The sequence below is a fragment of the Mycobacterium triplex genome, assembly GCF_000689255.1.
Classification (GTDB): domain Bacteria; phylum Actinomycetota; class Actinomycetes; order Mycobacteriales; family Mycobacteriaceae; genus Mycobacterium; species Mycobacterium triplex.
Window position 1 is genome coordinate 5,405,092 of sequence record NZ_HG964446.1, and the last position, 22,403, is coordinate 5,427,494.

Here is a 22,403-nt window from a genome sequence, read left to right on the forward strand (position 1 = left end):
TCGCCTTGTCGGTGCTCAGTCCAGCGGTGCCGCGCCGACGCCACCGGATGCGATTTCGGAGGCAAGCGGCGCGATCGCGGAGATGATCTGCCCCATCGTTCTCGGCGGAACACCGGCGGAAGTCAGCGCATGGACCAAATGCTGCACGACCAAGTCGAAGTGCTGCATGGAGATTCCTCGTCCCCGATGCGCCTGCTTCATCGACGCACCGGTGTAGCACTCGGGCCCGCCGAGCGTGGCCGCAAAAAACTCCGCCTGTTTTCCTTTCAGCCGGTTCATATTCGTTCCGGTGAAGAAGGCTGACAGTTGATCGTCGGCAAGCACGCGATCGTAGAAGTCATCGACAACTACCTCGATAGCTTCATATCCGCCGATTTGGGTATAGATGCTCTGATCCATCCGTTCATGATCTGGGCCCGCCCGAAAGCGCGCCACGACTCAATCACTTCGACGTGAAAGGCGTTACCTACCAGTCGCCTGCGGGGGGTGTACATCCACCGCGGCGCACACCCGGTTGTAGGCAAACCGTTGGGTCGGCGACAACGGCGCTCGGTCTTCACTACACCATGCGTGACGACGGGCGCATACCGCTGCTGCGCAAGGAAATACAGCATCCGCGTAGAAAAAGTTGGCCGGTTCACCGGCGCGCCGCGCCCGGCATCAGCTCGGCACGGTGACAGACCCTATTGCCCCCGGCCCGTTTGGCCTCATACATCGCGGCATCGGCGATGCTGATCAGGTCATCGACGACCTGCATGTCGGGTATCGCGGGAAGCTCAGTGAGCGCGATGGCCGACGTCCCGATGCTGCCGGTGATCGGGAACGGGATGTCGGCGATCGCTTGGCGGAGCCGTTCGGTCATCGTCGCGTGCTGTGGCGTGGCGGCGGTGTCGACCACGACGAATTCCTCACCGCCGATGCGTGCGATCACCGCCGCGGGCCGGCAGTTCTGCTCGAGCGCGGAGCCGACGGCCACCAACGCCTGATCGCCGACGGCATGACCCTGGGTGTCGTTGATCTGTTTGAAGTTGTCCAGGTCGATCACCACGGTCACCAGATAGGCGCCCGCGGGCCGGCCGTGCAATGCCATCAGCTCAGACACCGCGTTGTAGAACGAGCGCCGGTTGTGCAGGCCGGTGAGTGAATCGCGATCGGTACTGCGAAGGTCGTTTCGCAGCGTGTGCATCAGCGACAGAATGCCAAAGGGCACACCGAGATTGAGCACCGCAACGCTGATCAGCCCGGCACTGATCAGGGCGACGTCGCCGCCGGCGGCGATGTATCGATGCACCAGGATCGCCGCGCAGATCGCGGCCACGAAGAAGTTGGTGAGCACCAGACGAACCGAATGGAAGTACGCGATGAAACCACCGAGAATGGCGAAAACCGTGCATCCCATCAGACCGGTATAGGGATTGGATAAACACAGGGACGCGACGGCTATGGCCGTCATCGCCGAAAGCGCAAAGAGGATCGACTCGCGTCGGGTGGGCCAATGGATCAACCACAGCGTCGCGGCGACAAGCCCCAATGCCGACATCGCGACCGAAATCGCCCGCAGGGCCGGCTGGGTGGGTCCGGTCGGACTCCACAGCATGATTGTCGGCAGCGCGGACTGCGCGACGATCGCAAGGAAATTTGATCGTTGCCAGACGATTTGCAGGCCGCGGTTCTTTAGATAGGCACTGAGCAGGTCGTAATGATCCGATTGTTTCACCATCGAGATGCCCATTCGGGGCCCGCGGGCCGGGACAATACCGGCACTATTCTACGGAAGTCCAAAAAAACTGCCACCCGGGGTAGTCGGCGGGGAAAAAGGGGCCAGAGCTGGAACTTTCGAATTCCGTGATACGGCAGTCGTAGACGACCAGCGGCGCGGCTCCTACTACGGTCGCAGATCAAGATCGAACCCGAGCACGATGCGCATCGACGGCCGAAATTCGTAGCGTCGATTCATGGCACAACACGAAGCGCAATCCGATGGCTGACATCGGCGCAGTGTGGCGGCGTTCGGCCCCCGTCGAACGCGCATTGGTTACCGGCTGGTTCGCCGGGGTTGCCCTCCCCGCAAACTCAGCAGAGGTCGGCGTCGGATCATTTCCCTTGCCACGCAACAGTATCGGCCGGCTATTGGCGGACTTGGTCGCGGGCAGCGCCGCGGCCGTCCGCAGCGCATTCCGGACCCGGGCGCCGCGCAGCGAACCCCGGCAGCGCTATCACCACCCGCGTCGCGAGGCCTTCATCGAGGATGCGGCGATGTCTCGCGAGATGTACAGACTCTGACGAGATGGGATGTACTACCGGGGTAGGACATCATTGCCTGCCCCGGGGTGATGTCAACCAGCCTCGCGCCCTTTACGATCAGGCCATGCCGGACGCACTGAAGCGCCGGGTGCAAGCCTGGGCGCGGCGAAAAGAACAGTTGCTGCCCTACGGCTTCAGCATGACCGTCGTGGCCGGTTTCGACGCGATGATGGTCGTGGTAGGCACCATCGCGGCCCTACAGCGCCCTGCTTCCGAGTGGCCGATCGTGGTGATCGCGATGGTGATCGCGTTCAGCCCCGAGATCGTGTTCTTCACCTTCGATCTCAGCAGCGTCGCCGACCGGCACGAGGGACTCACGCTGTGGGCGGCGTTCATGGTGGGGACCGCGATCCTGCTGTTCGCCACTCCCACCGCGATCACCGGCGATTTCGCTCCGCTGATGCTGACGCTGACCGTCGGCATGGTCAGCGCCATCACCTCCGCGCGCGGCGGCGCCCTCGCCGCTGCTTCCGCGGCCGCCCTGTTGGGGTACGCGGCGGCCATGCACCGCCTGAACACCCCGGCGCTGTACCTGGCTTTCGTCGCAATCGGCTGGCTCGTCGGCTATCTCATGCGCACTCAGCAAGACCTGCTCACCAAGCAGGGCCAGATGCAGGACCAGCTGGCCCAGCACGCGGCCGCCGATGAACGCCGGCGCATCGCCCGGGAAGTACACGACGTGATCGCGCATTCGCTCAGCGTCACCTTGCTGCACCTGACCGGCGCGCGCCACGCGCTCGAGCACGACGGCGTCGACGAGGACTCTGTTCGCGCCCTGCAGCGCGCCGAACACCTTGGGCGACAGGCGATGGCCGACATTCGGCGCACCGTCGGACTACTCGATGCCGAAACCACGGCACTCACCCCAGAACCCGCGATCACCGATATCCCCACTCTGGTCGAGGATTTCAGCCGCGCGGGGCTCAACGTCAGCTTCGGGGCCAGTGGATCCTTCGACGACGTTTCCGCGGCCGCGGGACTGGCGTTGTACCGGATCGCCCAGGAGTCACTGGCCAACGTCGCCAAGCACGCGCCCGATGCGGCGGCCCGGATCACCCTCACCGCCTCGCGAAACTCAGCGACGCTCAGCGTGGTCAACGATCTCCCTGCCGCGCATCACGAGTGGACGGTGACGCCCGGGCGCGGGTTGCAGGGTATGACACAACGCATCGAATTACTAGGCGGCACAATTAGTTTCGGCCCGAGAAGGGACGGGTGGTCGGTGTATGCCAGCGTGCCGTCGGGCGCCCACGAATCCGACCCGTCGGCCCGGGTGCAAGCCTCGTGAACGACGACGAATCCCTGGTGAATGCGCTGATCGTCGACGATCAGGAGCTGGTCAGATCCGGCCTGTCGCTGATCCTGCGCGCCAAGCACGGCATCGTCGTGGTCGGCGAATGTTCGGACGGCGACGAGGTTCCCGATGCCGTGGCGCGACATCAGCCCGACGTCGTGGTCATGGACCTGCGCATGAAACGCGTGGACGGGATCGAGGCAACCCGGCGGCTGACCGAAAGCGGCGGGCCACCGGTGCTTGCGCTGACCACGTTCAACGACGACGAACTGCTATCCGGTGTATTACGCGCCGGCGCCGCGGGTTTCGTGCTCAAGGACTCGCCGGCCGAGGAACTCATCCGCGCCGTCCGGGCCGTTGGCAGCGGCAACAGCTACCTCGACCCTGCCGTCACCGGGCGGGTACTGACGACCTATCGCACCACCGCTGCACCGCGCGCGGTCCCCGCCGTCTCGATCGACGAGCTCACGCCGCGGGAACGCGATGTGCTCACCCTGATCGCCAAGGGGCACACCAACGCTGAGATCGCCGACGAGCTGTTCATCTCCGGTCTCACAGTGAAAACGCACATCGGTCGCATCTTCACCAAGCTCGGGTTGCGTGACCGCGCCGCCGCGATCGTCTTCGCCTACGAGCACCGCATCATCGCCCCGTCCTGAGGATGCGACTACGGTAACACCGTGTGCATCAGCATCACGTCGTACGCCGACCACAGCGACAGGTTGAAGTACAGGTCCCGGCCCGACGACCAGGGGTGGATCATCGGCGCGTAGATGCCGCCTGGCATCGAGAACGACGAGACGAGCGGCTGCTCTGCGCTCCATGGCCCCTGCGGCGTCGGCGCTGTCCGCGCCACGACGTCGTTGCTGCCGCCGTTGGTGTACAGCACCAGATATTGCTTCAGGTAGCTGTTGTACTGGGCCGACATCTCGCCGACCGGCCCGGGCCAAAGCGGCGTCGCCGCACCAGGATTGGCCGGGATCCAGTGGCCGCCGTTGTCGCCGTTCCAGTACTGGTACTTGCTCAAGTCGGGAAGCTGACTCGGCGCAACGCGCGACAGGTACGCCGCACCGCCACGTCCCGACGGCGTTCCGAAGTTGTAGATGTAGCCGTCCTGCCCCTTCATGAACGCACCCATTTGGAAGTTCTCATTGCCCGGGGTGAACCCGGCGCCGGGCACGGTATCGGGTGCGGCCGTCCGGATCGAACTTGGGAAGATCCCCCAGTTCTGGCCGTTGTCATTGGATCTCGCGATGGCCGAATAGTTCGTCGACCATTCGCCGTCACGACCCCATTGCCGGATCGACATGTAGCTCATGTACTGCGTCCGGCCCAGTGATATGCCCGACGTCGGGATGATTCCGGTTTCGTGCCTTGCCTTGTGGATGGTGTTGACCACCTGCTTGGACAGGCCGTTGGTCCACACCGGGGAACCAGAGTAGTTGTTGTTGGGCACACCGTCGGCGATGTGGATTCCGTGCGACAGATCATGGTCGTTACTGCGGAACAGCACGTTGTACCGCCATTGCTGGCCGCGGACCTTGCAGTAGCCGAAGGTGTCACCGAAGGCCATCAAGGCCTGGCGGTTTGCGGGATCGCCGTTGTCCCAAATGATTCCAAGGTCCGTCCCAGAAATGCCGAAACGTTGCAGGGTCTTGTTCGGGCCGTTCGGTCCGGTGACCCAGTCGACCAGCGAGGTCGGCGCTCCCGCGATCTGGGCGGGAGGTGGCGGTGCCGCCTCGGGCGCCGGCTGGGGCGCCGGCTGCGGACCCGGGGGAGCCGCATTCGGCCGCAGCGGGGTCACATTCGGCGACTGCGGCAACCCCGGCACGGGCGGGTTCGGCGCCGGCGGCGGCACGACACCGGCCTGCGGAACCATCGGAGCCGAGTAGCGCTGGCCGGCGCCGGTAGTCGGCTTGAGGAACGAAGAGATCAGCGGGCCCAACTTGGGCAGCGGCGCCTGGTCATTCGCGTGCGACGGCCGTCGCCCGGTCGGCGGTTGGACGACCGGCTGAGGCGCGGGCATGGCCGGCGGCGCGGCGGGAGGTTCGACGTTGGCCTCGGGCGCCCCGCAGGGTGTGGCGTTTGCTGACGGCGCAGGGCCCGCCGCAACGATGTATGCGATTGCGGCCACCGGCACCAGCGCTAGCGACATGGTCCGAAGAATCCCCGACAAAGTCACACCCTTCCAGAAGCGAGACGCCACATTGACGTACGCAGTTGGCTCATGTGACGATAGTGATTCACGGGGCATATGTGACCAGCCGGCAGCTAATAGGTATGCATCCGTGACCGTGTCGAAACCCAGGTTTCAAGCGATTCCCAGGTGGATTTGCTACATGCATCACCCCGGGCCCCCGCTGCCGGTCCTCGACCCCGGCGGTCGCGCCGCCATCCGGCCCCCGGCGCTACCGAAACCCACCGGCGTACCCGCGATCCTTCAGGCGCGCGGCCAACGGGCCGGGGACAACCGGCGTTGCCAGGCCGGACCCGGTACGCTCCCATCCGCAGCACATCCATCATCCCGGTGATCCGCAGGGACGCGGTCCGGCCTCCCGAGTGGGTGGGCGGTCCGCCAAGGAGGGCGAGCGGTGAGCACAGCTAATGGGTTGCAGCCCAGACGATTCGGGCCCGGACGCGCATACCTTAACCGCGTGGTGGCCGCCTCGATGGCCGGCACCGTCGTCGAATGGTACGAGTTCTTTCTCTACGGCACCGCAGCCACCCTGGTGTTCGGAAAGGTCTTTTTCGCCAAAGGAGGCAACGACCTCGACGCCGTTTTCGCCGCCTTCGTGACCTACGCGGTCGGCTTCGCCGCGCGGCCCTTGGGCGGCATCGTCTTCGGCCAGCTCGGGGATCGTTACGGACGCAAGAAGCTGCTGCAGCTGAGCCTGCTGCTGGTCGGCGCCTCCACCTTCGGAATGGGTTGTCTGCCGACGTTCGCTCAGATCGGATACTGGGCCCCGGCGCTGCTGGTGACGTTGCGATTCATCCAGGGCTTCGCCGTCGGCGGGGAGTGGGGCGGGGCGGTTCTGCTGGTCGCCGAGCACAGCCCGAACGCCAGCCGCGGATTCTGGGCCAGTTGGCCACAGGCGGGCGTACCGGGCGGGAACATGCTGGCCACCGCGGTGCTGCTGGTCCTGACCTCGACCCTGACCGACGCGGAATTCCTCAGCTGGGGCTGGCGGGTGGCCTTCTGGTTGTCCGCCATCGTCGTCCTGATCGGCTACTACATCCGCACCAAGGTCACCGACGCCCCGATCTTCCTCGAAGCGCAGCGACAGGCGGAGCGCGCCAAATCGACTCGGGCCGGTGTCCTGGAAGTGATAAAGCGTTATCCGCGCGGCATTTTCACCGCCATGGGACTGCGGGTGGGCGAAAACATCATGTACTACCTGGTGGTCACCTTCTCGATCACATATCTGAAGGTGCATGTCCACGCGAACACCAAAGCCATCTTGTGGTGGCTGTTGATCGCGCACGCCGCGCATTTCGCGGTCATTCCCTTTTTCGGCCATCTCAGCGACCGATTCGGCAGGCGCCCAGTCTATTTCGCCGGTGCTGTCGCGACCGCCACCTGGGGGTTCTTCGCCTTCCCGATGATGAACAGCGGCCGCAACGCGATCATCATGTCCGCGGTCGTCATCGGCCTGGTGTTCCACGGCGTGATGTACGCGGTTCAGCCGTCCGCGATGGCCGAGATGTTTCCGACCCGGATGCGGTATTCGGGGGTGTCGCTCGGATACCAGGTCACCTCGATCGTGGCCGGGTCGCTCGCGCCGATCATCGCCGTTCGACTGCTCGAGACCTACAAATCGGCGGTGCCCATCGCCTGGTACCTGGCCGCCGCCGCCGCGGTGAGCGCGGTCGCCGCCGTGGCCGCCCGCGAGACCAGGGGCATCGACCTGGCCGATGTTGATCTCGCCGATTATCACAATGCGCGGGAGGGGTCCACGCAGCCTCCGGATGGACCCGAACCCACCGAACTTGTCGGGGGCACCGTCTAGGCCCAATGCGCCGCTGAGCAGGAAGAACCCTCGTTCACACAGGTCAGAGCGATCTCAGCGAACTTGACACTAGTTAATTCGCGATGTTTGCCGGGCGGTGAGGATGGTAATGCCCCAACAGGGTGGGCGCGTCGGCCGGCCTACGCGCCCATCTAGGTCCCGTCGGTTCAGCCCGAGAGCCGACGGGTCCGCCATTTCCGGGGCAGATTCTCCAAACATCTGGTGTCAATCGCAGTCAAACCGCGCCTACGCCCGCAACCGAGCAACTACTGTGCAGCTACCGAGTGCCCTGGCGGGCAATCGAGCTTCCCAGTCACAGCACTTGGCCACATTCGGTTTCCCGTACCTGACAGTCGATCGAAGGCGAGACCCGGATCGTGATCAGCTAAGGAGATTGCTGCGGTGGATTTCGGGATGTTGCCTCCCGACGTCAATTCGGGTCGGATATATGCAGGTCCGGGCGCCGATTCGATGTTAGCCGCGGCGGCCGCCTGGGATGGCTTGGCTACCGAATTGAGTTTCGCCGCGGATGCGTACGGGCGGGTGGTCTCGGGCCTGATCGTCGAGCCGTGGGTGGGTCCCGCGGCATCGGCAATGGCGGCCGCGGCCGCTGCGTACGTGAGCTGGCTGGCCGGTGCCGCGGCGCTAGCGGGGCAAACGGCCATACAGGCCAGGACAGCCGCGGCGGCGTTCGAGTCGGCGTTTGCGATGACGGTGCCGCCGCCGCTGATCGCCGCGAACCGCAGCCAATTGATGATGCTGGTCGCGACGAACATCCTGGGTCAGAACACCGCGGCGATCGAAGCCCTGCAGGCCGAGTACGCCGAGATGTGGGCACAGGACGCCGTCGCAATGTACGGGTATGCGGGGATGTCCGCCGCCGCGTCGGAACTGACGCCGTTCACCCAACCGACGCAAAGCACCAACCCGGGTGGCCCCGCGGCCCAAGCCGCGGCAGTCGCCCGAGCCGCAGCCGATGCGACCGGAACAAACGCAGAGACGGTAACGGAGATGTTTCCCGGTTCCGTGGTAGACGGCGTAGCTGCGATGTCGACACCTTCGGATCCGCTGGCATCGGTAACTCAGGCGTCGAACATCGCCCCTCAAGCGGCCGCCTCCGCTCTGCAAATCTCAACCCCGATAGGCGATTTGGATGCCGTCGCCCTCTACATCGCCTGCACCGCAACCGGCAGTCTCGCCATGGCGATCACCAACACCACCCGACCGTGGCAGTCCGTCAGCGGCACTGGCATAGGCACCGGCAATCCTGACGGTGGCGGTGTGAGTCCGACTCAAGGCAATGCGGTGAATTCGACGACGGACGCGCTGCGAGCAATGGGCCCGGGGGGAAGCACCACGCCGGTCTACGCAGGCGTCGGCCACGCGAGCATGGTGGGATCGTTGTCGGTGCCGCACGGCTGGACCACGGCCGCCCCGGAGATACAACTTGCCGCAGCAGCGCTGCCCACCGTTAGTCCCGTCACGGACCCGACGCTGCTGGACGGTAACGCGGCAAGCCTGCTCAGCGCGATGGCACTGGCGAATTGGGCCGCACGCGGTGCCGGCAACGGCAACGGCACCCGCACCAAGACCGACGCCGCCGCCCCCGCGGCGGAGGAACGCAAACCCACTGTGGTGGTAATACAGAAGCCGCCGCCCCCCGGGGCCGGGCCGCTCTGAGGTATCCCGTCGGCAGCCGAATTGCGAAGTCGGACACCCGGTCCCGCTAGTCGCGGTCGGCATTACGGTGGCGTCAATCGGACACCGGGCGGGCCGACATCGTGGAATTCCTCATCGGGCGCACCGCTGGTAGTAGCGTACAGCTATGGACGACGGAGTCTGGATTCTCGGTGGCTACCAAAGCGATTTCGCCCGCAACCTGACGAAGGAGAACCGCGACTTCGCGGCGTTGACCGCCGAGGTTGTCGACGGCACCCTCGCTGCGGCAAAAGTCGACGCCACCGACATCGGAGTGGTCCACGTCGCGAATGCCTTCGGCGAGATGTTCGCCAGCCAGGGGCACCTCGGCGCCATGCCCGCCACGGTGTGTGACGGGCTCTGGGACACCCCCGCTTCCCGGCACGAGGCCGCGTGCGCGTCCGGCAGCGTCGCGGCACTGTCGGCGATCGCCGATCTACGCTCCGGCGCCTACGACACCGCGCTCGTCATCGGGATCGAGCTGGAGAAACCGGTGCCCGGCGACGTCGCCGCCGTCTATCTGGGCGCCGCCGCGTGGACCGGACACGAGGGCGCCGACGCGCGCTACCTGTGGCCGTCGATGTTCGCCCAGGTTGCCGACGAGTACGACCGGCGCTATGGCCTGGACGACGCCCACCTGCGGGCCATCGCGCAGCTCAACTTCGCCAACGCCCGGCGCAACCCCAACGCCCAGACCCGCGGGTGGACCGTTCCCGACCCGATCACGGCCGACGACACGACCAACCCGATCACCGAAGGCCGGCTGCGCCGCTACGACTGCAGCCAAATGACCGACGGCGGTGCGGGTTTGGTCCTGGTCAACGACGCCTACCTGCGCGACCATCCCGACGCGCGCCCGATCGGCCGCATCGACGGGTGGGGCCACCGCACGGTCGGGCTGGGTCTGCAGCAGAAGCTGGACCGGTCCGCCTCGCAAAACAACGGGGATCCTTACGTCCTGCCCCATGTGCGATCGGCGGTGCTGGACGCGCTGCGGCGCGCGCAGGTCTCCCTGGACGACATCGACGGGTTCGAAGTGCACGACTGCTTCACGCCCAGCGAATACCTCGCCATCGACCACATCGGGCTGACCGGTCCGGGCGAGTCGTGGAAGGCCATCGAGAACGGGGAGATCGAAATCGGCGGCCGGCTCCCGATCAACCCCAGCGGCGGGCTGATCGGCGGTGGGCACCCGGTCGGGGCCTCGGGGGTGCGAATGCTGCTGGACGCGGCCAAACAGGTCGGCGGCGCCGCCGGTGATTATCAGGTCGAGGGCGCAAAGGCCTTCGGGACGCTGAACTTCGGCGGCAGCACCGCCACGACGGTAAGTTTCGTCGTGGGCACGACCAAAGGCGCATGACATGGATGTCGAGATCGTTGGCAAGTTCCTGTCGACCCTGCCCGAAGACGACGACCACCCGTACCGGACCGGCCCGTGGCACCCCCAGACCACCGAGTGGGACGCCGACGACCTGGTTGCGGTGGAGGGGGAAATCCCTCACGACCTCGACGGCATCTACCTGCGCAACACCGAGAACCCGCTGCATCCGGCATTCAAGACCTATCACCCGTTCGACGGTGACGGCATGGTGCACATCGTCGGCTTCCGGCACGGAAAAGCCTTCTACCGCAACCGCTTTATCCGCACCGACGGCTTTCTGGCCGAGAACGACGCCGGCGCGCCGCTGTGGCCGGGCCTGGCCGAACCGGTGCAGTTGGCCCAGCGCGAAGACGGCTGGGGCGCACGCACGCGCATGAAGGACGCGTCGAGCACCGACGTCATCGTGCACCGCGGCATCGCGCTGACCAGCTTCTACCAGTGCGGCGATCTGTACCGGATCGACCCGTATTCGGCCAACACCCTGGGCAAGGAAACCTGGAACGGGCGCTTCCCCCGGGACTGGGGCGTGTCCGCGCACCCGAAGGTGGACAACAGGACCGGAGAGCTGCTGTTCTTCAGCTACAGCAAACAGGATCCGTACCTGCGCTACGGCGTCGTCGACGAGGACAACGAGCTGGCCCACTATGTCGACATTCCGCTGCCCGGCCCGCGGCTGCCCCATGACATGGCGTTTACCGAAAACTACGCCATCCTCAACGATTTCCCGTTGTTCTGGGATCCGCGGCTGCTCGAACACGATGTGCATCTGCCCCGCTTCTACCCCGACATTCCGTCACGCTTCGCGGTTATCCCGCGCCGCGGATCGACCGCCGACATAAAGTGGTTCGAGGCGGACCCGACGTTCGTGCTGCATTTCACCAACGCCTACGAGGAGGGCGACGAGATCGTGCTGGACGGTTTCTTCGAAAGCGATCCCCAGCCGCTCGACACCGGAGGAACGAAGTGGGACAAGCTGTTTCGCTTCCTCGCGCTGGACCGCCTGCAGGCCCGGCTGCACCGGTGGCGGTTCAACCTGGTCACCGGCGCGGTGCAGGAGCAGCGGTTGTCGGACTCGATCACGGAGTTCGGAACGATCAACCCCGACCATGCGGGCGGCAGCTACCGGTACACGTACGCCGCCACCGGCAAGCCGGGCTGGTTTTTGTTCGACGGGCTGGTCAAACACGACCTGCTGACCGGGGGCCAGGAACGCATCTCGTTCGGCGACGGCGTCTACGGCAGTGAGACCGCGATGGCGCCGCGGGTGGGCGCCGCCGGTGAGGACGACGGCTACCTGGTCACGCTGACCACCGACATGAACACCGACGCCTCCTACTGTGTGGTGTTCGACGCTGCCCGCGTCGGCGACGGGCCGGTGTGCAAACTTGCGCTACCGGAACGTATTTCGAGCGGCACGCATTCGACGTGGGCGCCCGGTGCCCAGTTGCGGCGCTGGGACACCGCCGAGTCGGCAGCCGCCGCCGTGCGCCTTTGAACGCCCCGCACCGGTAATCCGTCATCATAGGGTGGCCATGAACTCCAAGAACTCTGAAAAGTCCCGCCGGACCACACACTGGCCCATGCGGATGGCCTCGATCGGCGCCATCCGCTTCGCTCGCAGGTCGTCGAACTTCGAAGAGACCGTACGGTTTTACCGCGAGCTGGTGGGTCTGCCGCTGTTTGAGACGTTCGAAGCCAGCTATGGCAGCAACGGCGCGATTTTCGGTCTGCCCAGCTGGAACCTGACCATGGAGATCGTTCAAGCCCCCGACGGCGACGTCGCGGTCGACCAGCACGAGCAGCTGTGCCTGTACTTTCCGGACGAGCAGTCCCAGCGGGCCGCGATCGCGCGCCTGCGGCAGGCGGGAGTCGAAGAGGTGCAGCAGCACCCGTACTGGGCGGCGACGGGCGCGGTCACCTATCGCGACCCCGACGGCCGCGAGGTTGTGTTCGCGCCCTTTGTCTTCGGAGTCAACGAGCCCGGCAATAGTTCGATTTCGGGCAAACACGACTTCCCGTCGGGCTGAGGGCTCACCGGCGGGAGCGACCGGCGACGACGGCGGCGGTCAGCGACGCTATCGAACACACGACCGCGCCGACGGCGGCGATGCCGCCGACATAAAGCCCGTATTCCGCGGACACCGGCGGGTTGACGTTGAGGTGGTAGTACCACACCACCAGAGCCACGATGAGCAGCGAAATCACCAGCGCGGCAATCGAAGCAATCCGCACCGACAGGCCGCGGGCCACCATCGCCCCGGCCACCAGCAATGCCGAGGACAGCAGGACGATGAGCTGGCCCGCGCCGAATCCCGGCGGAAGCTGCAGGCTGCCGTGTTTGCCGCCGATCGCGCTCGCCCAACCGCCGCCCTCGACCGACGTCGTCAGCCATGGCATCCAGGCACTGGCCGAAACGACCAGGGCAAACAACGCCACCAGCCATCCGGGGCGCAGGCGGCGGGTCATGGGTGCGACCTTAATAGGGCGCCGAATCGGCTGCCCGAGCGCCACGCGCGGGATGGCCAGGGATCGTCACCGGTGCAGCGAGGACAAGTTGAAGATGACGCCGGTGGGGTCGGAGGCCGCGGCCAGCCGGCCATACGGCGTGTCCTCGGCTCCCCGCAGCACGGCTCCGCCGTTCTCGGTGATCAGCTGCAGCGTCTTGTCGACGTCCTCGGCACCGAAGAAGATGGACCACTGCGACGGCACACCCTCGGGCAGGAAGCTCGCGCCGTCCATCACACCGAGTAATTGCTGATCGCCGAACCATGCTGTGGTGTAACGGAATTCGTCACTATCGCCGACCTGCTCGGTCCGCCACCCGAACAGTTCGCGATAGAACTCGATGGCGGCGCGGTAATCGCGGCTGGTCAGTTGATGCCAGACCGGTGCGCCGGCCTCGCCGATCATCTCGAAACCGCGGTGCTCCAGCGGCTGCCAGAAGCCGAGCAATCCCCCCGACGGGTCGGTCGCGAGGCCCATAAACCCCTTGGCGGGGATTTCCATCGGCTCGACGCACACAGTGCCGCCCGCGGCGCGCGCCGCGGCCGTCGTCGCGTTGATATCGGCGGTGTGAAAGTACGTCGTCCAGTTGTCCGGCGAACCGAACTCCGGCCGGTTGGCCATCATGCCGGCCACGCGGTGACCGTCCTTGGCGACGTTGACGTATCCGCCGTAGTCGGGTCCGGCGGACTCGAACGTCCAGCCGAAGACCGTGCCGTAGAAGTCCTGGGCAGCGTCGAGCTCCGACGTCGTCAAATCGATCCAGCAGGGTGCGCCCAGCGGGGCGCCGTCACGAATGGGCACGATGATTCTCCTGTCGGTGTCCTCGCCCCGGTGCGGGGCTCACACACTTCGACCGGTGCCACGCCGAAAACTCATCGGCGCGCGGGTTTCACGGCCAGGATCTGATCCACGCCCATCCGGCCTTCCTCGAAGGCCAGCATGCCTCCGGTCAGGTACAACCGCCACACCCGGGCGACTTCTTCGCCCAGCAGTGCCACGAATTCGTCGAAACGCCCGTCCAGCGTCGCGATCCAGCACGCGGCGGTGCGGGCGTAGTGCTCGCGCATCGCTTGTACGGAGGCGATCTCGAAGTCACCGTCCTGCAGGTAGCGCAGCGTCTGCCAGAGCGGTCGCATGTGCATGTCCGGGGCGATGTAGGCCTCGATGAACGCTCCCCCGCCCGGTGCCGCGTCGGCGCGCCGCGACATCTGCTGCAGCAACAGCTTGCAGCCGGGTCGCAGGGCGCGGCCGAGGATCCGCACGTAGGCCGGATACCACTGCTCGCCGACGTGTTCGCCCATCTCGACCGAGCCGACGGCATCGAATACGCCGGCCGACGCGGGGTCGTTGCCGAAATCGCGGTAATCCTGCAGCCGCACCTCGACGCTGTCGGACAGACCCCGCTCGGCTGCGCGGGCTTCGATGAACTCCCGCTGCTGGCCCGACAGCGTGATCCCGGTCGCGCGCACGCCGTAGTTGTACACCGCGTGCAGGATCAGTGATCCCCAGCCGCACCCCACGTCCAGCAGCCGCATGCCCGGTTGCAGGCCGAGCTTGTGACAGATCAGATCCAGCTTCGCGGTCTGCGCGTCATGCAGCGATTGACCCGCATCGGTGAAATACGCCGCCGAGTAGGCCATGTGGTCGTCGAGCAGCAGTCGGTAGAAGTCGTTGGACAGGTCGTAGTGATGGGCGATCACGGCCCGGTCGCGCCGGCGGCTGTGCAGCCGACCGGACGGCCGCGCCTCGCTGGCGGGGGTTCGTGGCGGCGGCCCGAGCGCCCCCAGTCGCGCCGCGCGCAGTGTCGCCACCACCCTGCCGCCCGGCGAGATCGAGACCGCCGGGCGTTCTCGCGCCAGCCGCCAGGCCCGCCGCAGACCGTCGGCCAGGTCCCCCTGCACGTCGATATCGCCGGTCACGTAGGCGCGTGCCAGGCCGATTTCGCCTGGGCGCCACAGCAATCGGCGCAGCGCGCGACGGGAGCGGACCACCAGGACCGGGCCGTCCGGGGGCCCCGCCTCGCTGCCGTCCCAGGCGCGCAGCCGAACCGGCAGTTCGACACCCGCGGTGGTTCGAAGCAGATCTGCCAAACGGTCAGCGGCCGGCGCCACCATGTCCGTTGCGGCCTGGATCAGGAGCGGTGAACACGGTGACGAATCTTTCCAGGGATTCGTTGATGTCGCTTCGCAGTGCGGCGGCCACGATCATGCCGATCGGCCCGAACAGCGCGGGGCCACCGAGGTGCACATCGAAGCTGACCACCGATCCGTCGTCCTTCGGCTTGACCTTTGCGATCAGCTTGACCTTGACGCCGCCGACGCCGTCACCGTTGAGCGTCATGGCCTCCGGCGGCTTGTAATGCACGATCGTCCACTTGATGCGGTTGAGCATGCCCTTGACCTCGACGATCGATTCGATGACCGTGCCCTTTTGCAGGTCGTCGGGCAGCTGGCTGCGCCACACCCGGTGGATGCTCAGCCAGTCCTTATAGCGGGACAGGTCGGAGGCGTGCTTCCAGGCCTGCTCTGGCGACAGGGGTACGTCGATGGATCCGGAGAGTTTCGCCATGCGCTAGTTCTGGTCGTCCTGAGCCAGCGACCCGGCGGCCTTCTTGGCCTCGTCGGCCACCTTGTGGATGGTGTCGGAGTACTTGCCCTGGGTCTTGTCGTCGACGAACTCGCCGGCCTTGTCGACCGCGGTATCGACCTTGTCGGCGTTCTGCGCCAACAGATCCTTTGCCTTATCCAGGAATCCCATTTGCTGTCCCTTCCCCGCGCATCCCCGGGGCCGCCGGGGATCCTTCTTTGCTGGTAAAACCCTAATGGCCGGAATCGGAGCGACCCCCGGCGCCCTGGTCGGCCCGCCACAACCGCGGCTCGATGCCGAGCATCCTGGCCCGGATCCACCACGTCACCTCGATCGCCGCGGCGCCCAGCGCCCCGATGCCCAGCGCGGTGGATGTCACGGCCAGATTCGACGGATCGAGCAGAAACTTCTCCCGCGCCAGCGGGATGCTGAAGATCGCGATATATGCCACGCCGCAGGCGGCGACCAGCGCGACCCGCCACCACTGATAGGGACGCGCCACCACCGCCAGCACCCAGAGCGCGGTCATCAGCAGCGTGATCAGCGCGGCGGTCGACGCCTGATCCTGTTCGGCGAAGCTGGCATGACGGCCCCGGTAGGCCACCAGGTACGAGACGAACGTCGCGGTACCGACCACCAATCCGGACGGCAGCGCCGAGGTCAGCACGCGCCGGACGAAGCCGGGGTGAGCGCGCTCGTTGTTGGGGGCCAACGACAGGATGAACGACGGGATGCCGATGGTGAACCACGCGGCGATCGTGACGTGGATCGGCTGAAACGGGTAGAGCAGCGGATCGGCCGCCAGCGGTTTCGACAACAGGCATTCGACACCCACGAACAGCGCCAGCAGCACCGAGTACACCGTTTTCGTCAGGAACAGGTTGGCGACTCGTTCGATGTTGCCGATTACCCGCCGGCCCTCGGCGACGACGTAAGGCAGCGTCGCGAACTTGTTGTCCAGCAACACGATCTGGGCCACCGCCCGCGACGCCGGGCTACCGGCGCCCATCGCCACGCCGATGTCGGCATCCTTGAGCGCAAGCACGTCGTTGACGCCGTCGCCGGTCATCGCCACGGTGTGCCCGTGCGCTTGCAGCGCATGCACGATGGCCCGCTTCTGCGCGGGCCGCACCCGGCCGAAGGTGGTGTAGCTGTCCAGTGCGTCGGCCAATTCGCCGGGTTCCGTGGGCAGTCGGCGGGCGTCCATCGCCTCGCCGTGCAAGCCGAGCTTGGCCGCCACGGCGCCGACCGACACCGCGTTGTCCCCGGAGATCACCTTCACCGAAACATTCTGGGCGGCAAAGTACTCCACCGTCTCCCGGGCGTCCGGCCGTACCTTCTGCTCCAGCACCACCAGTGCGGCCGGGGCGACCCGACCCGGCGCGTTCGGGTGATCCACGGCGACGTCGGCGGCACCGAGCAGCAGTACCCGCAAGCCCCGGGCACCGATGCGTTCGGCCTGCGCCGCGGCCGGCGAAGCGGGGTCGAGCAGCACGTCGGGCGCCCCGATCACCCAGTTGCCGTGGTCCTGGTAGGACACGCCGCTCCATTTGGTGACCGACTTGAAAGGCGCTGTGGCCGTGGCGATCCAGCCGGGCGGCTGGTCGAACGCGTCGGCGATCGCCCGCATGCTGGCGTTGGGTCGAGGATCGGTCGCGGCCAGCGCGGCCAGCGCGTCGGCTATGGCGTGTTGACCGGAGAGTTCGACGACGTCGCAAACCCGCATGCCGCTTTCGGTCAGGGTGCCCGTCTTGTCGGCGCACACCACGTCGACGCGGGCCAATCCCTCGATCGCGGGCAATTCCTGCACCAGGCAGGAACGCTGTCCGAGCCTGATGACGCCGACCGCGAACGCGATCGAGGTCATCAGCACCAGGCCCTCGGGCACCATCGGCACCAGTGCACCGACGGTCCGCAGCACGGCGTGGCGCCAACCCGCATGCACGGTGGTGAACAGCTGCGTGTAGATCGTCAACAGACCCGCCGGCACCAGCAGGTAGGTGATGAACCGCAAGATCCGGTTGATGCCGTTGCGCAGTTCGGATTTCACCAACGTGAACTTGCTGGCCTCCTCGGCGAGCTTGGCGGCATAGGCCGCCGGTCCGACCTTGGTGGCACGGTAGGCGCCGGTACCGGCGACGACGAAACTCCCCGACATCACCGCGTCGCCGGTGTGCTTGTCGATCGGGTCCGCCTCACCGGTCAGCAGCGATTCGTCGACCTCCAGGTTGTCCTCCTCGAGGACCTCGCCGTCGACGACGATCTGATCGCCGGGGCCGAGCTCGATGACGTCGTCGAGCACCACCTCGCTGGGCAGTAGCGCTGTGGTACCGGATTGCCTGCGCACCAATGGTTTTGCCTGTCCGATGATCGCGAGGGCGTCCAGTGTCTGCTTGGCCCGGATCTCCTGAATCATCCCGATGACGCTGTTGGCGACGATCAGCAGGCCGAACAGCCCGTTGATGAGCGAACCGGTTGCGAGCACGATCGCCAGCAGCACGCCGAGGATCGCATTGATCCGGGTGAAAACGTTGGCGCGCACAATGTCCGCGGTGCTGCGGGCCGCTCGAGCGGTAACCGCGTTGCTCTTACCCTCGGCTACCCGCTGCGCCACCTCGGCGTCGGTTAGCCCGCGATTCATCGGGTGAACGTTCCGAGCTTGTCGGTGTCGAAGTACTCCAGGTTCAGCGTGTTACCGGCAAACACGGCCTTGGAAATCGTTCCGGGCGGCGCGTTTTCGTCGGTGATCGAGAACGTGAAGGTATCGCCGTCCCAGTGCGTGAGGCCGAACGTCTGATTCTTGGGCCCCAGCGCGAACTGAAGTCGCCCGTTATCTTCGGTCACGACGGCCGGTCCCCAGTAGTCGCTGGCGTAGACGCCCAGGTAGTCGGTGAGCGGCCGGGCCGGCGCGGCGTTGGCGGGGGCCTGCTTGCCGACCAGCGAACCCTCCGCGTTGTTCATCCAACCCACCGCGTGGTTGTACAGAGCCGGCCAATCCTCCCGAATCTCGCCGTACTGCACCAGATCCATGAATTGCGCGGTCAGCGCCTCCGGAATGCCGTACGGCGCACCGTTGGTCAGCGCGATGATGCCGACGTCCTCCGACGGCATCACCACGAAGTTGGTCGCCGCGCCCGACGCGAAGGCCCCGGAGTGGCTGTACTCGGTGCGCCCCGACGAGGTCACCGAGGCGTTGAAACCGTGACCGTAGTTGCCGGCCCGGGCTTTCGGCGACGATGCGGGCATCGAAACGACCTGCGGCGTGATCGCGGGCAGCAGCGCTTCGGGCGAGGTGATCTGCTGGCCGTTGTAGGTTCCGTTGGCCATCACCATCGTCAGCCAGCGCGCCATGTCGTTGATCGACGAACTCACACCGCCCGCGGGCGCCTGCGCATCGGGGTCGCGCTGAAAACGTGGCTCCCACTTGTCGCCGACTTTGACGTGCAGCACCGCACGGTTGGGCCTGGCCAGGTAATCGGCGTACTTCGAGCTCGTCGACGCCATACCCAGCGGGCGGTAGAGCACCTCGTCGGACAGGTCCTCCCAGGATTTACCCGCGGCAGCCGCCACCGCCTCGGCGGCCGCCGTCAAGCCAAAGTTGGTGTAGGCGTAGCTACTTCGAAAAGGTGTCAACGGCAAATACTTCAGCCGCTCCAATACTTGCCGGCGGTCATACCCGAGATCCTCCAGTTTGTCGCCGGCGTGATCGGGCAGCCCGGAGCGGTGCGAGTACAGGTCGGCGACGGTCACATGGCCGGTGACGTAGGGATCCGACAGTGCAAACCACGGCAGCTTGGACACCACCGGCGTGTCCCAGCTGACCGCGTTGGTGGACACCTGGTGTGCCACCACGGTCGCGCCGACCGATTTCGACACCGATGCCAACTGGAAGACGGTGTCCGCGTCGACCTTGTTGCCCTGGCCGTCGCCCTTGCTCGCGTCCTTCACACCGAAACCCTTGGCGTACACCGTCTTTCCTCCGCGCACGATGGCCACGGACACGCCCGGGACGCCGGTGTTGCGCATCAGGGCTTTGACCAGGCCGTCGACCTTGGCGATGGCGGCATCGATGCGGCCGGACGGGATGTCCAGACCCGACACCTCGTTGGGGGGCGCCTCAGACAACGGCGACAGCGGGCTCGATATGGGATGGCCAGAGCCACATCCGACCAGTGCCAGCAACATCGCGACAGCGGCGAGGGCCGCGCGTTTCGTCATGCCCGCAGACTTTAGCGTGCTTGGCCGATGGGAGTATTTCCATGATGCATTATGAATCGGACATTCTTGCCCCGGGTCTCGACATCGTGTTCTGCGGCATGAACCCGGCGACGACCGCTGCGATCGACGGACACAACTTCTCGAATCGCAGCAACCGTTTTTGGTCCGTGCTGCAGCTGGCCGGATTCACCGATACGCGGTTGCGCCCGGACGAGGAGCGCCGCTTGCTCGACTACGGCTGCGGCATCACCGCGGTCGTCAGCCGACCGACCCGGCGGGCCAGCGACGTCTCGACCGCAGAGTTCCGCAGCGCCCGGCCCGAGTTCGAGGCGAAGATGCGCCGCTACGCGCCGCGAGCGATCGGTTTCCTCGGCAAGCGTGCCCTGGTGGCGATGACCGGCGAACCGAAAATCGGCTGGGGCCCGTACCCGCCCGGGTTTGCCGGCACCACGGCATGGGTGTTGCCCAACCCCAGCGGGCTCAACAGGGGATTCACACTCGACGACCTGACCCGCGCGTACACCGAATTGCGTTGTGCGCTAACTAGAACCGCCACCACGGGTTGAACCGCAGCGGCCCGGACGGATCAAGACGTTGACCGGGCGCGGGAACCGCCACCGCGGCGTCGGCGGCTTCGGCGGCCACCAGCATCCGCTCGACCGGTTCGGCCCACGGGTGCGGCGCCAGCCGGAAGGTGCCCCAGTGGATGGGCACCAACAGTCCGGCCCCGCCGGGCGTGAGGTCCAGGTGCGCCCGGACGGCCTCCTCGGGGTTCATGTGAATGTCCGGCCACCCCGGGTTGTAGGCGCCGATCGGCAACAGCGTCAGGTCGAACGGCCCGTGCTCGGCGCCGATCTGCTCGAAGCTCTTCGTGTAGCCGGTATCCCCGCCGAAATAGGCGCGGTGACTGGGACCGACGATCCCCCAGGACGCCCACAGCGTGGTGTTGCGCTCGAAGAATCGGCCCGAAAAGTGCCGTGCCGGCAGGCAAATCAGGGTCAGCTCGTCGACGTGACCACTTTCGTTCCAGTCGAGTTCGACGACGCGTTGCCCCGGTATGCCCCACGCACGCAGGTGCGCACCCACGCCGAGCGGGACGAAGAACGGCGCCCGCTGAGTGCGGGCCAGCGCGAGCACCGTGTCGATGTCGAGGTGGTCGTAGTGGTCATGGCTGATCACCACCGCGTCGACGGCCGGCAGCGCTTCCAGCTCCAGCGGCGGCGGATGCAGACGCTCGGGTCCGATCACGTCCGACGGCGAACAGCGTCGGCTCCACACCGGATCCGTCAGCACCCGGTAGCCGTCGATCTCCAGCAGCGCGGTGGAGTGGCCCAGCCAGCTGACGGCCAATCGCGCGGGGTCGGCGTCGAACGTGCCCGGGGCATTCAGCGGGATCGGCGCCGTGGGGCGGCTGCGGCCGCGGCCCCCCATGAACTCCCACGCGATCAGCGCCAGCTGCTCACGGTCCAGGTTGGCATTCGAGGCGGGGTCGAGGTTGACGAAGACACCGTCGGAGAAATTGGGCGAGTGCTGCGTCACGGCGCGGATCGACGACGGGTCGGCACCCAGGGCGGCCGGCGCCCCGTGCAGCGCGCGCAACACCCACCCGCCTGCGGCGAGCGTGACCGTGCCGGCGGCCAGGCGACGCGCTGCGGGCACCATGACCGTCAGGCCCCCTGAAACCTCGGCGGCCGCTTCTCCACCCGGGCGACCTGCGCCTCGATGACGTCCTGGCTTGCCCAGGCCTTGTCGAACAATTCCTTGTGCACCGGCCAGGCCTCCTCGATCGAACCGTCGTCGTTGAGTACCCGCTTGGCGTGCTGGATCGCCAGCGGCGCCAGCCCGGCGATCTCGGCGCCCCAGGCCTGGGCGTCTTCCAGCGTCCCGATCCGGTTGGCCATCCCCGTCTGCAGCGCCGTCTCGGCGGTCAACTTCTCCGCTGTCAGCAGCATCGCGCGGGCCCGGCCGTGGCCGACCAGCGACGACAGTCGTCGGATGCTCCAGTTGTCCAGGGCCAGACCATATTTCGAAGTCGGGAATTGGAAGAACGCTTCCGGGGCTACCACCCGCAGATCGCATTGCATGGCCAGTTGCAGCCCCGCGCCGATGGCCGGGCCGTTGATGGCGCCGATCACCGGCATCGGTGCGGCGTCCAGCGCCTTGTGCAGCTCGATGAGCCGGTCGGGGTAGTCAGCGGCAAACGCGTCGCCGCTCAGGTCCGCGCCGGCGCAGAACACCGTGCCCTGGCCGGTCAGCACGATCGCGCGGGTGGCTCCGTCACCGGCCTTCAGCACCGCCTCCCGCAGCTCGTCGACGAGCTCAGAGTTCAGGGCGTTGCGGCGCTCGGGACGCTGCAATTCGATGGTCATTACGGCTTCGACCTGCGTGATACCGATCATGGGCGCCAGCC

The 22,403-nt window shown here is 66.4% G+C and carries 21 protein-coding genes; 9 read left to right on the top strand and 12 right to left on the bottom strand.

The window, feature by feature from the left end; all coding sequences use genetic code 11:
• Nucleotides 1-15 precede the first annotated feature (15 nt).
• A complete protein-coding gene (locus tag BN973_RS24945) occupies nt 16-399 on the bottom strand; it encodes a group I truncated hemoglobin (RefSeq protein ID WP_051641484.1) in 384 nt (127 codons plus the stop codon).
• Nucleotides 400-637: 238 nt separating this feature from the next.
• Nucleotides 638-1,720, bottom strand: a complete 1,083-nt coding sequence (locus BN973_RS24950) for a GGDEF domain-containing protein (RefSeq protein ID WP_232232143.1) — start codon at nt 1,718-1,720, stop codon at nt 638-640.
• Nucleotides 1,721-2,103: 383 nt separating this feature from the next.
• Between BN973_RS24950 and BN973_RS31200 the strand changes: the two genes are divergently transcribed.
• From BN973_RS31200 to BN973_RS24965, 3 genes are all read left to right on the top strand, one after another.
• Entirely contained in the window at nt 2,104-2,283 is a 180-nt protein-coding gene (locus BN973_RS31200; protein ID WP_139830023.1) for a hypothetical protein, read from the top strand.
• 85 nt (nt 2,284-2,368) lie between these two features.
• A complete protein-coding gene (locus BN973_RS24960; RefSeq protein WP_036471402.1) occupies nt 2,369-3,592 on the top strand; it encodes a sensor histidine kinase in 1,224 nt (407 codons plus the stop codon).
• Nucleotides 3,589-4,257: a response regulator transcription factor gene (locus BN973_RS24965; protein ID WP_036471403.1), complete on the top strand. Its 669-nt coding sequence runs from the start codon at nt 3,589-3,591 to the stop codon at nt 4,255-4,257. Before BN973_RS24960 ends, BN973_RS24965 begins: the two co-directional genes overlap by 4 nt.
• A gap of 8 nt (nt 4,258-4,265) precedes the next feature.
• Here the strand turns inward: BN973_RS24965 and BN973_RS24970 are convergent, their stop codons facing one another.
• Nucleotides 4,266-5,753: a DUF4185 domain-containing protein gene (locus BN973_RS24970; RefSeq protein ID WP_232232144.1), complete on the bottom strand. Its 1,488-nt coding sequence runs from the start codon at nt 5,751-5,753 to the stop codon at nt 4,266-4,268.
• Between the two features lie 436 nt (nt 5,754-6,189).
• Here BN973_RS24970 and BN973_RS24975 point away from each other — a divergent pair, with 436 nt between their 5' ends.
• From BN973_RS24975 to BN973_RS24995, 5 genes are all read left to right on the top strand, one after another.
• Nucleotides 6,190-7,605, top strand: a complete 1,416-nt coding sequence (locus tag BN973_RS24975) for an MFS transporter (protein WP_232232145.1) — start codon at nt 6,190-6,192, stop codon at nt 7,603-7,605.
• Between the two features lie 402 nt (nt 7,606-8,007).
• A complete protein-coding gene (locus BN973_RS24980) occupies nt 8,008-9,285 on the top strand; it encodes a PPE family protein (RefSeq protein ID WP_139830024.1) in 1,278 nt (425 codons plus the stop codon).
• Nucleotides 9,286-9,430: 145 nt separating this feature from the next.
• The gene (locus BN973_RS24985) at nt 9,431-10,663 is read left to right on the top strand and encodes an acetyl-CoA acetyltransferase (protein ID WP_036471404.1); all 1,233 of its coding nucleotides are present in this window, start codon (nt 9,431-9,433) and stop codon (nt 10,661-10,663) included.
• 1 nt (nt 10,664) lies between these two features.
• On the top strand, nt 10,665-12,179 hold the full coding sequence (locus tag BN973_RS24990; RefSeq protein WP_036471405.1) for a carotenoid oxygenase family protein: 1,515 nt from the start codon (nt 10,665-10,667) through the stop codon (nt 12,177-12,179).
• Nucleotides 12,180-12,216: 37 nt separating this feature from the next.
• Nucleotides 12,217-12,711 (top strand): VOC family protein, encoded by a 495-nt coding sequence (locus tag BN973_RS24995; protein WP_036473040.1) that lies wholly within the window; start codon nt 12,217-12,219, stop codon nt 12,709-12,711.
• 4 nt (nt 12,712-12,715) lie between these two features.
• On the opposite strand, the gene BN973_RS25000 is transcribed toward BN973_RS24995, so the two are convergent.
• From BN973_RS25000 to BN973_RS25030, 7 genes are all read right to left on the bottom strand, one after another.
• The gene (locus tag BN973_RS25000; protein ID WP_036471406.1) at nt 12,716-13,150 is read right to left on the bottom strand and encodes a hypothetical protein; all 435 of its coding nucleotides are present in this window, start codon (nt 13,148-13,150) and stop codon (nt 12,716-12,718) included.
• Nucleotides 13,151-13,216: 66 nt separating this feature from the next.
• Entirely contained in the window at nt 13,217-13,990 is a 774-nt protein-coding gene (locus tag BN973_RS25005) for a VOC family protein (protein ID WP_036471407.1), read from the bottom strand.
• Between the two features lie 71 nt (nt 13,991-14,061).
• Nucleotides 14,062-15,279 (bottom strand): SAM-dependent methyltransferase, encoded by a 1,218-nt coding sequence (locus tag BN973_RS25010; RefSeq protein WP_232232147.1) that lies wholly within the window; start codon nt 15,277-15,279, stop codon nt 14,062-14,064.
• 4 nt (nt 15,280-15,283) lie between these two features.
• Entirely contained in the window at nt 15,284-15,757 is a 474-nt protein-coding gene (locus tag BN973_RS25015) for a type II toxin-antitoxin system Rv0910 family toxin (protein WP_036471408.1), read from the bottom strand.
• Nucleotides 15,758-15,760: 3 nt separating this feature from the next.
• Nucleotides 15,761-15,946 carry an antitoxin gene (locus BN973_RS25020; RefSeq protein WP_036471409.1) on the bottom strand — a complete coding sequence of 62 codons (186 nt, stop codon included), beginning with the start codon at nt 15,944-15,946 and terminating at the stop codon, nt 15,761-15,763.
• A gap of 61 nt (nt 15,947-16,007) precedes the next feature.
• Complete coding sequence (locus tag BN973_RS25025) at nt 16,008-18,416, bottom strand: cation-translocating P-type ATPase (protein ID WP_051641487.1); 2,409 nt, start codon at nt 18,414-18,416, stop codon at nt 16,008-16,010.
• Entirely contained in the window at nt 18,413-19,993 is a 1,581-nt protein-coding gene (locus tag BN973_RS25030) for a serine hydrolase (RefSeq protein ID WP_036471410.1), read from the bottom strand. Before BN973_RS25030 ends, BN973_RS25025 begins: the two co-directional genes overlap by 4 nt.
• A 41-nt stretch (nt 19,994-20,034) precedes the next feature.
• On the opposite strand from BN973_RS25030, the gene mug reads away from it, so the two are divergent.
• Entirely contained in the window at nt 20,035-20,559 is a 525-nt protein-coding gene (gene mug / locus BN973_RS25035) for a G/U mismatch-specific DNA glycosylase (protein WP_051641488.1), read from the top strand.
• On the opposite strand, the gene BN973_RS25040 is transcribed toward mug, so the two are convergent.
• Nucleotides 20,537-21,655 carry an MBL fold metallo-hydrolase gene (locus tag BN973_RS25040; protein ID WP_036471411.1) on the bottom strand — a complete coding sequence of 373 codons (1,119 nt, stop codon included), beginning with the start codon at nt 21,653-21,655 and terminating at the stop codon, nt 20,537-20,539. The two genes, mug and BN973_RS25040, sit on opposite strands and share 23 nt — an antisense overlap.
• A 5-nt stretch (nt 21,656-21,660) precedes the next feature.
• Nucleotides 21,661-22,392 (bottom strand): enoyl-CoA hydratase, encoded by a 732-nt coding sequence (locus BN973_RS25045; protein ID WP_036471412.1) that lies wholly within the window; start codon nt 22,390-22,392, stop codon nt 21,661-21,663.
• Between the last annotated feature and the right edge of the window lie 11 nt (nt 22,393-22,403).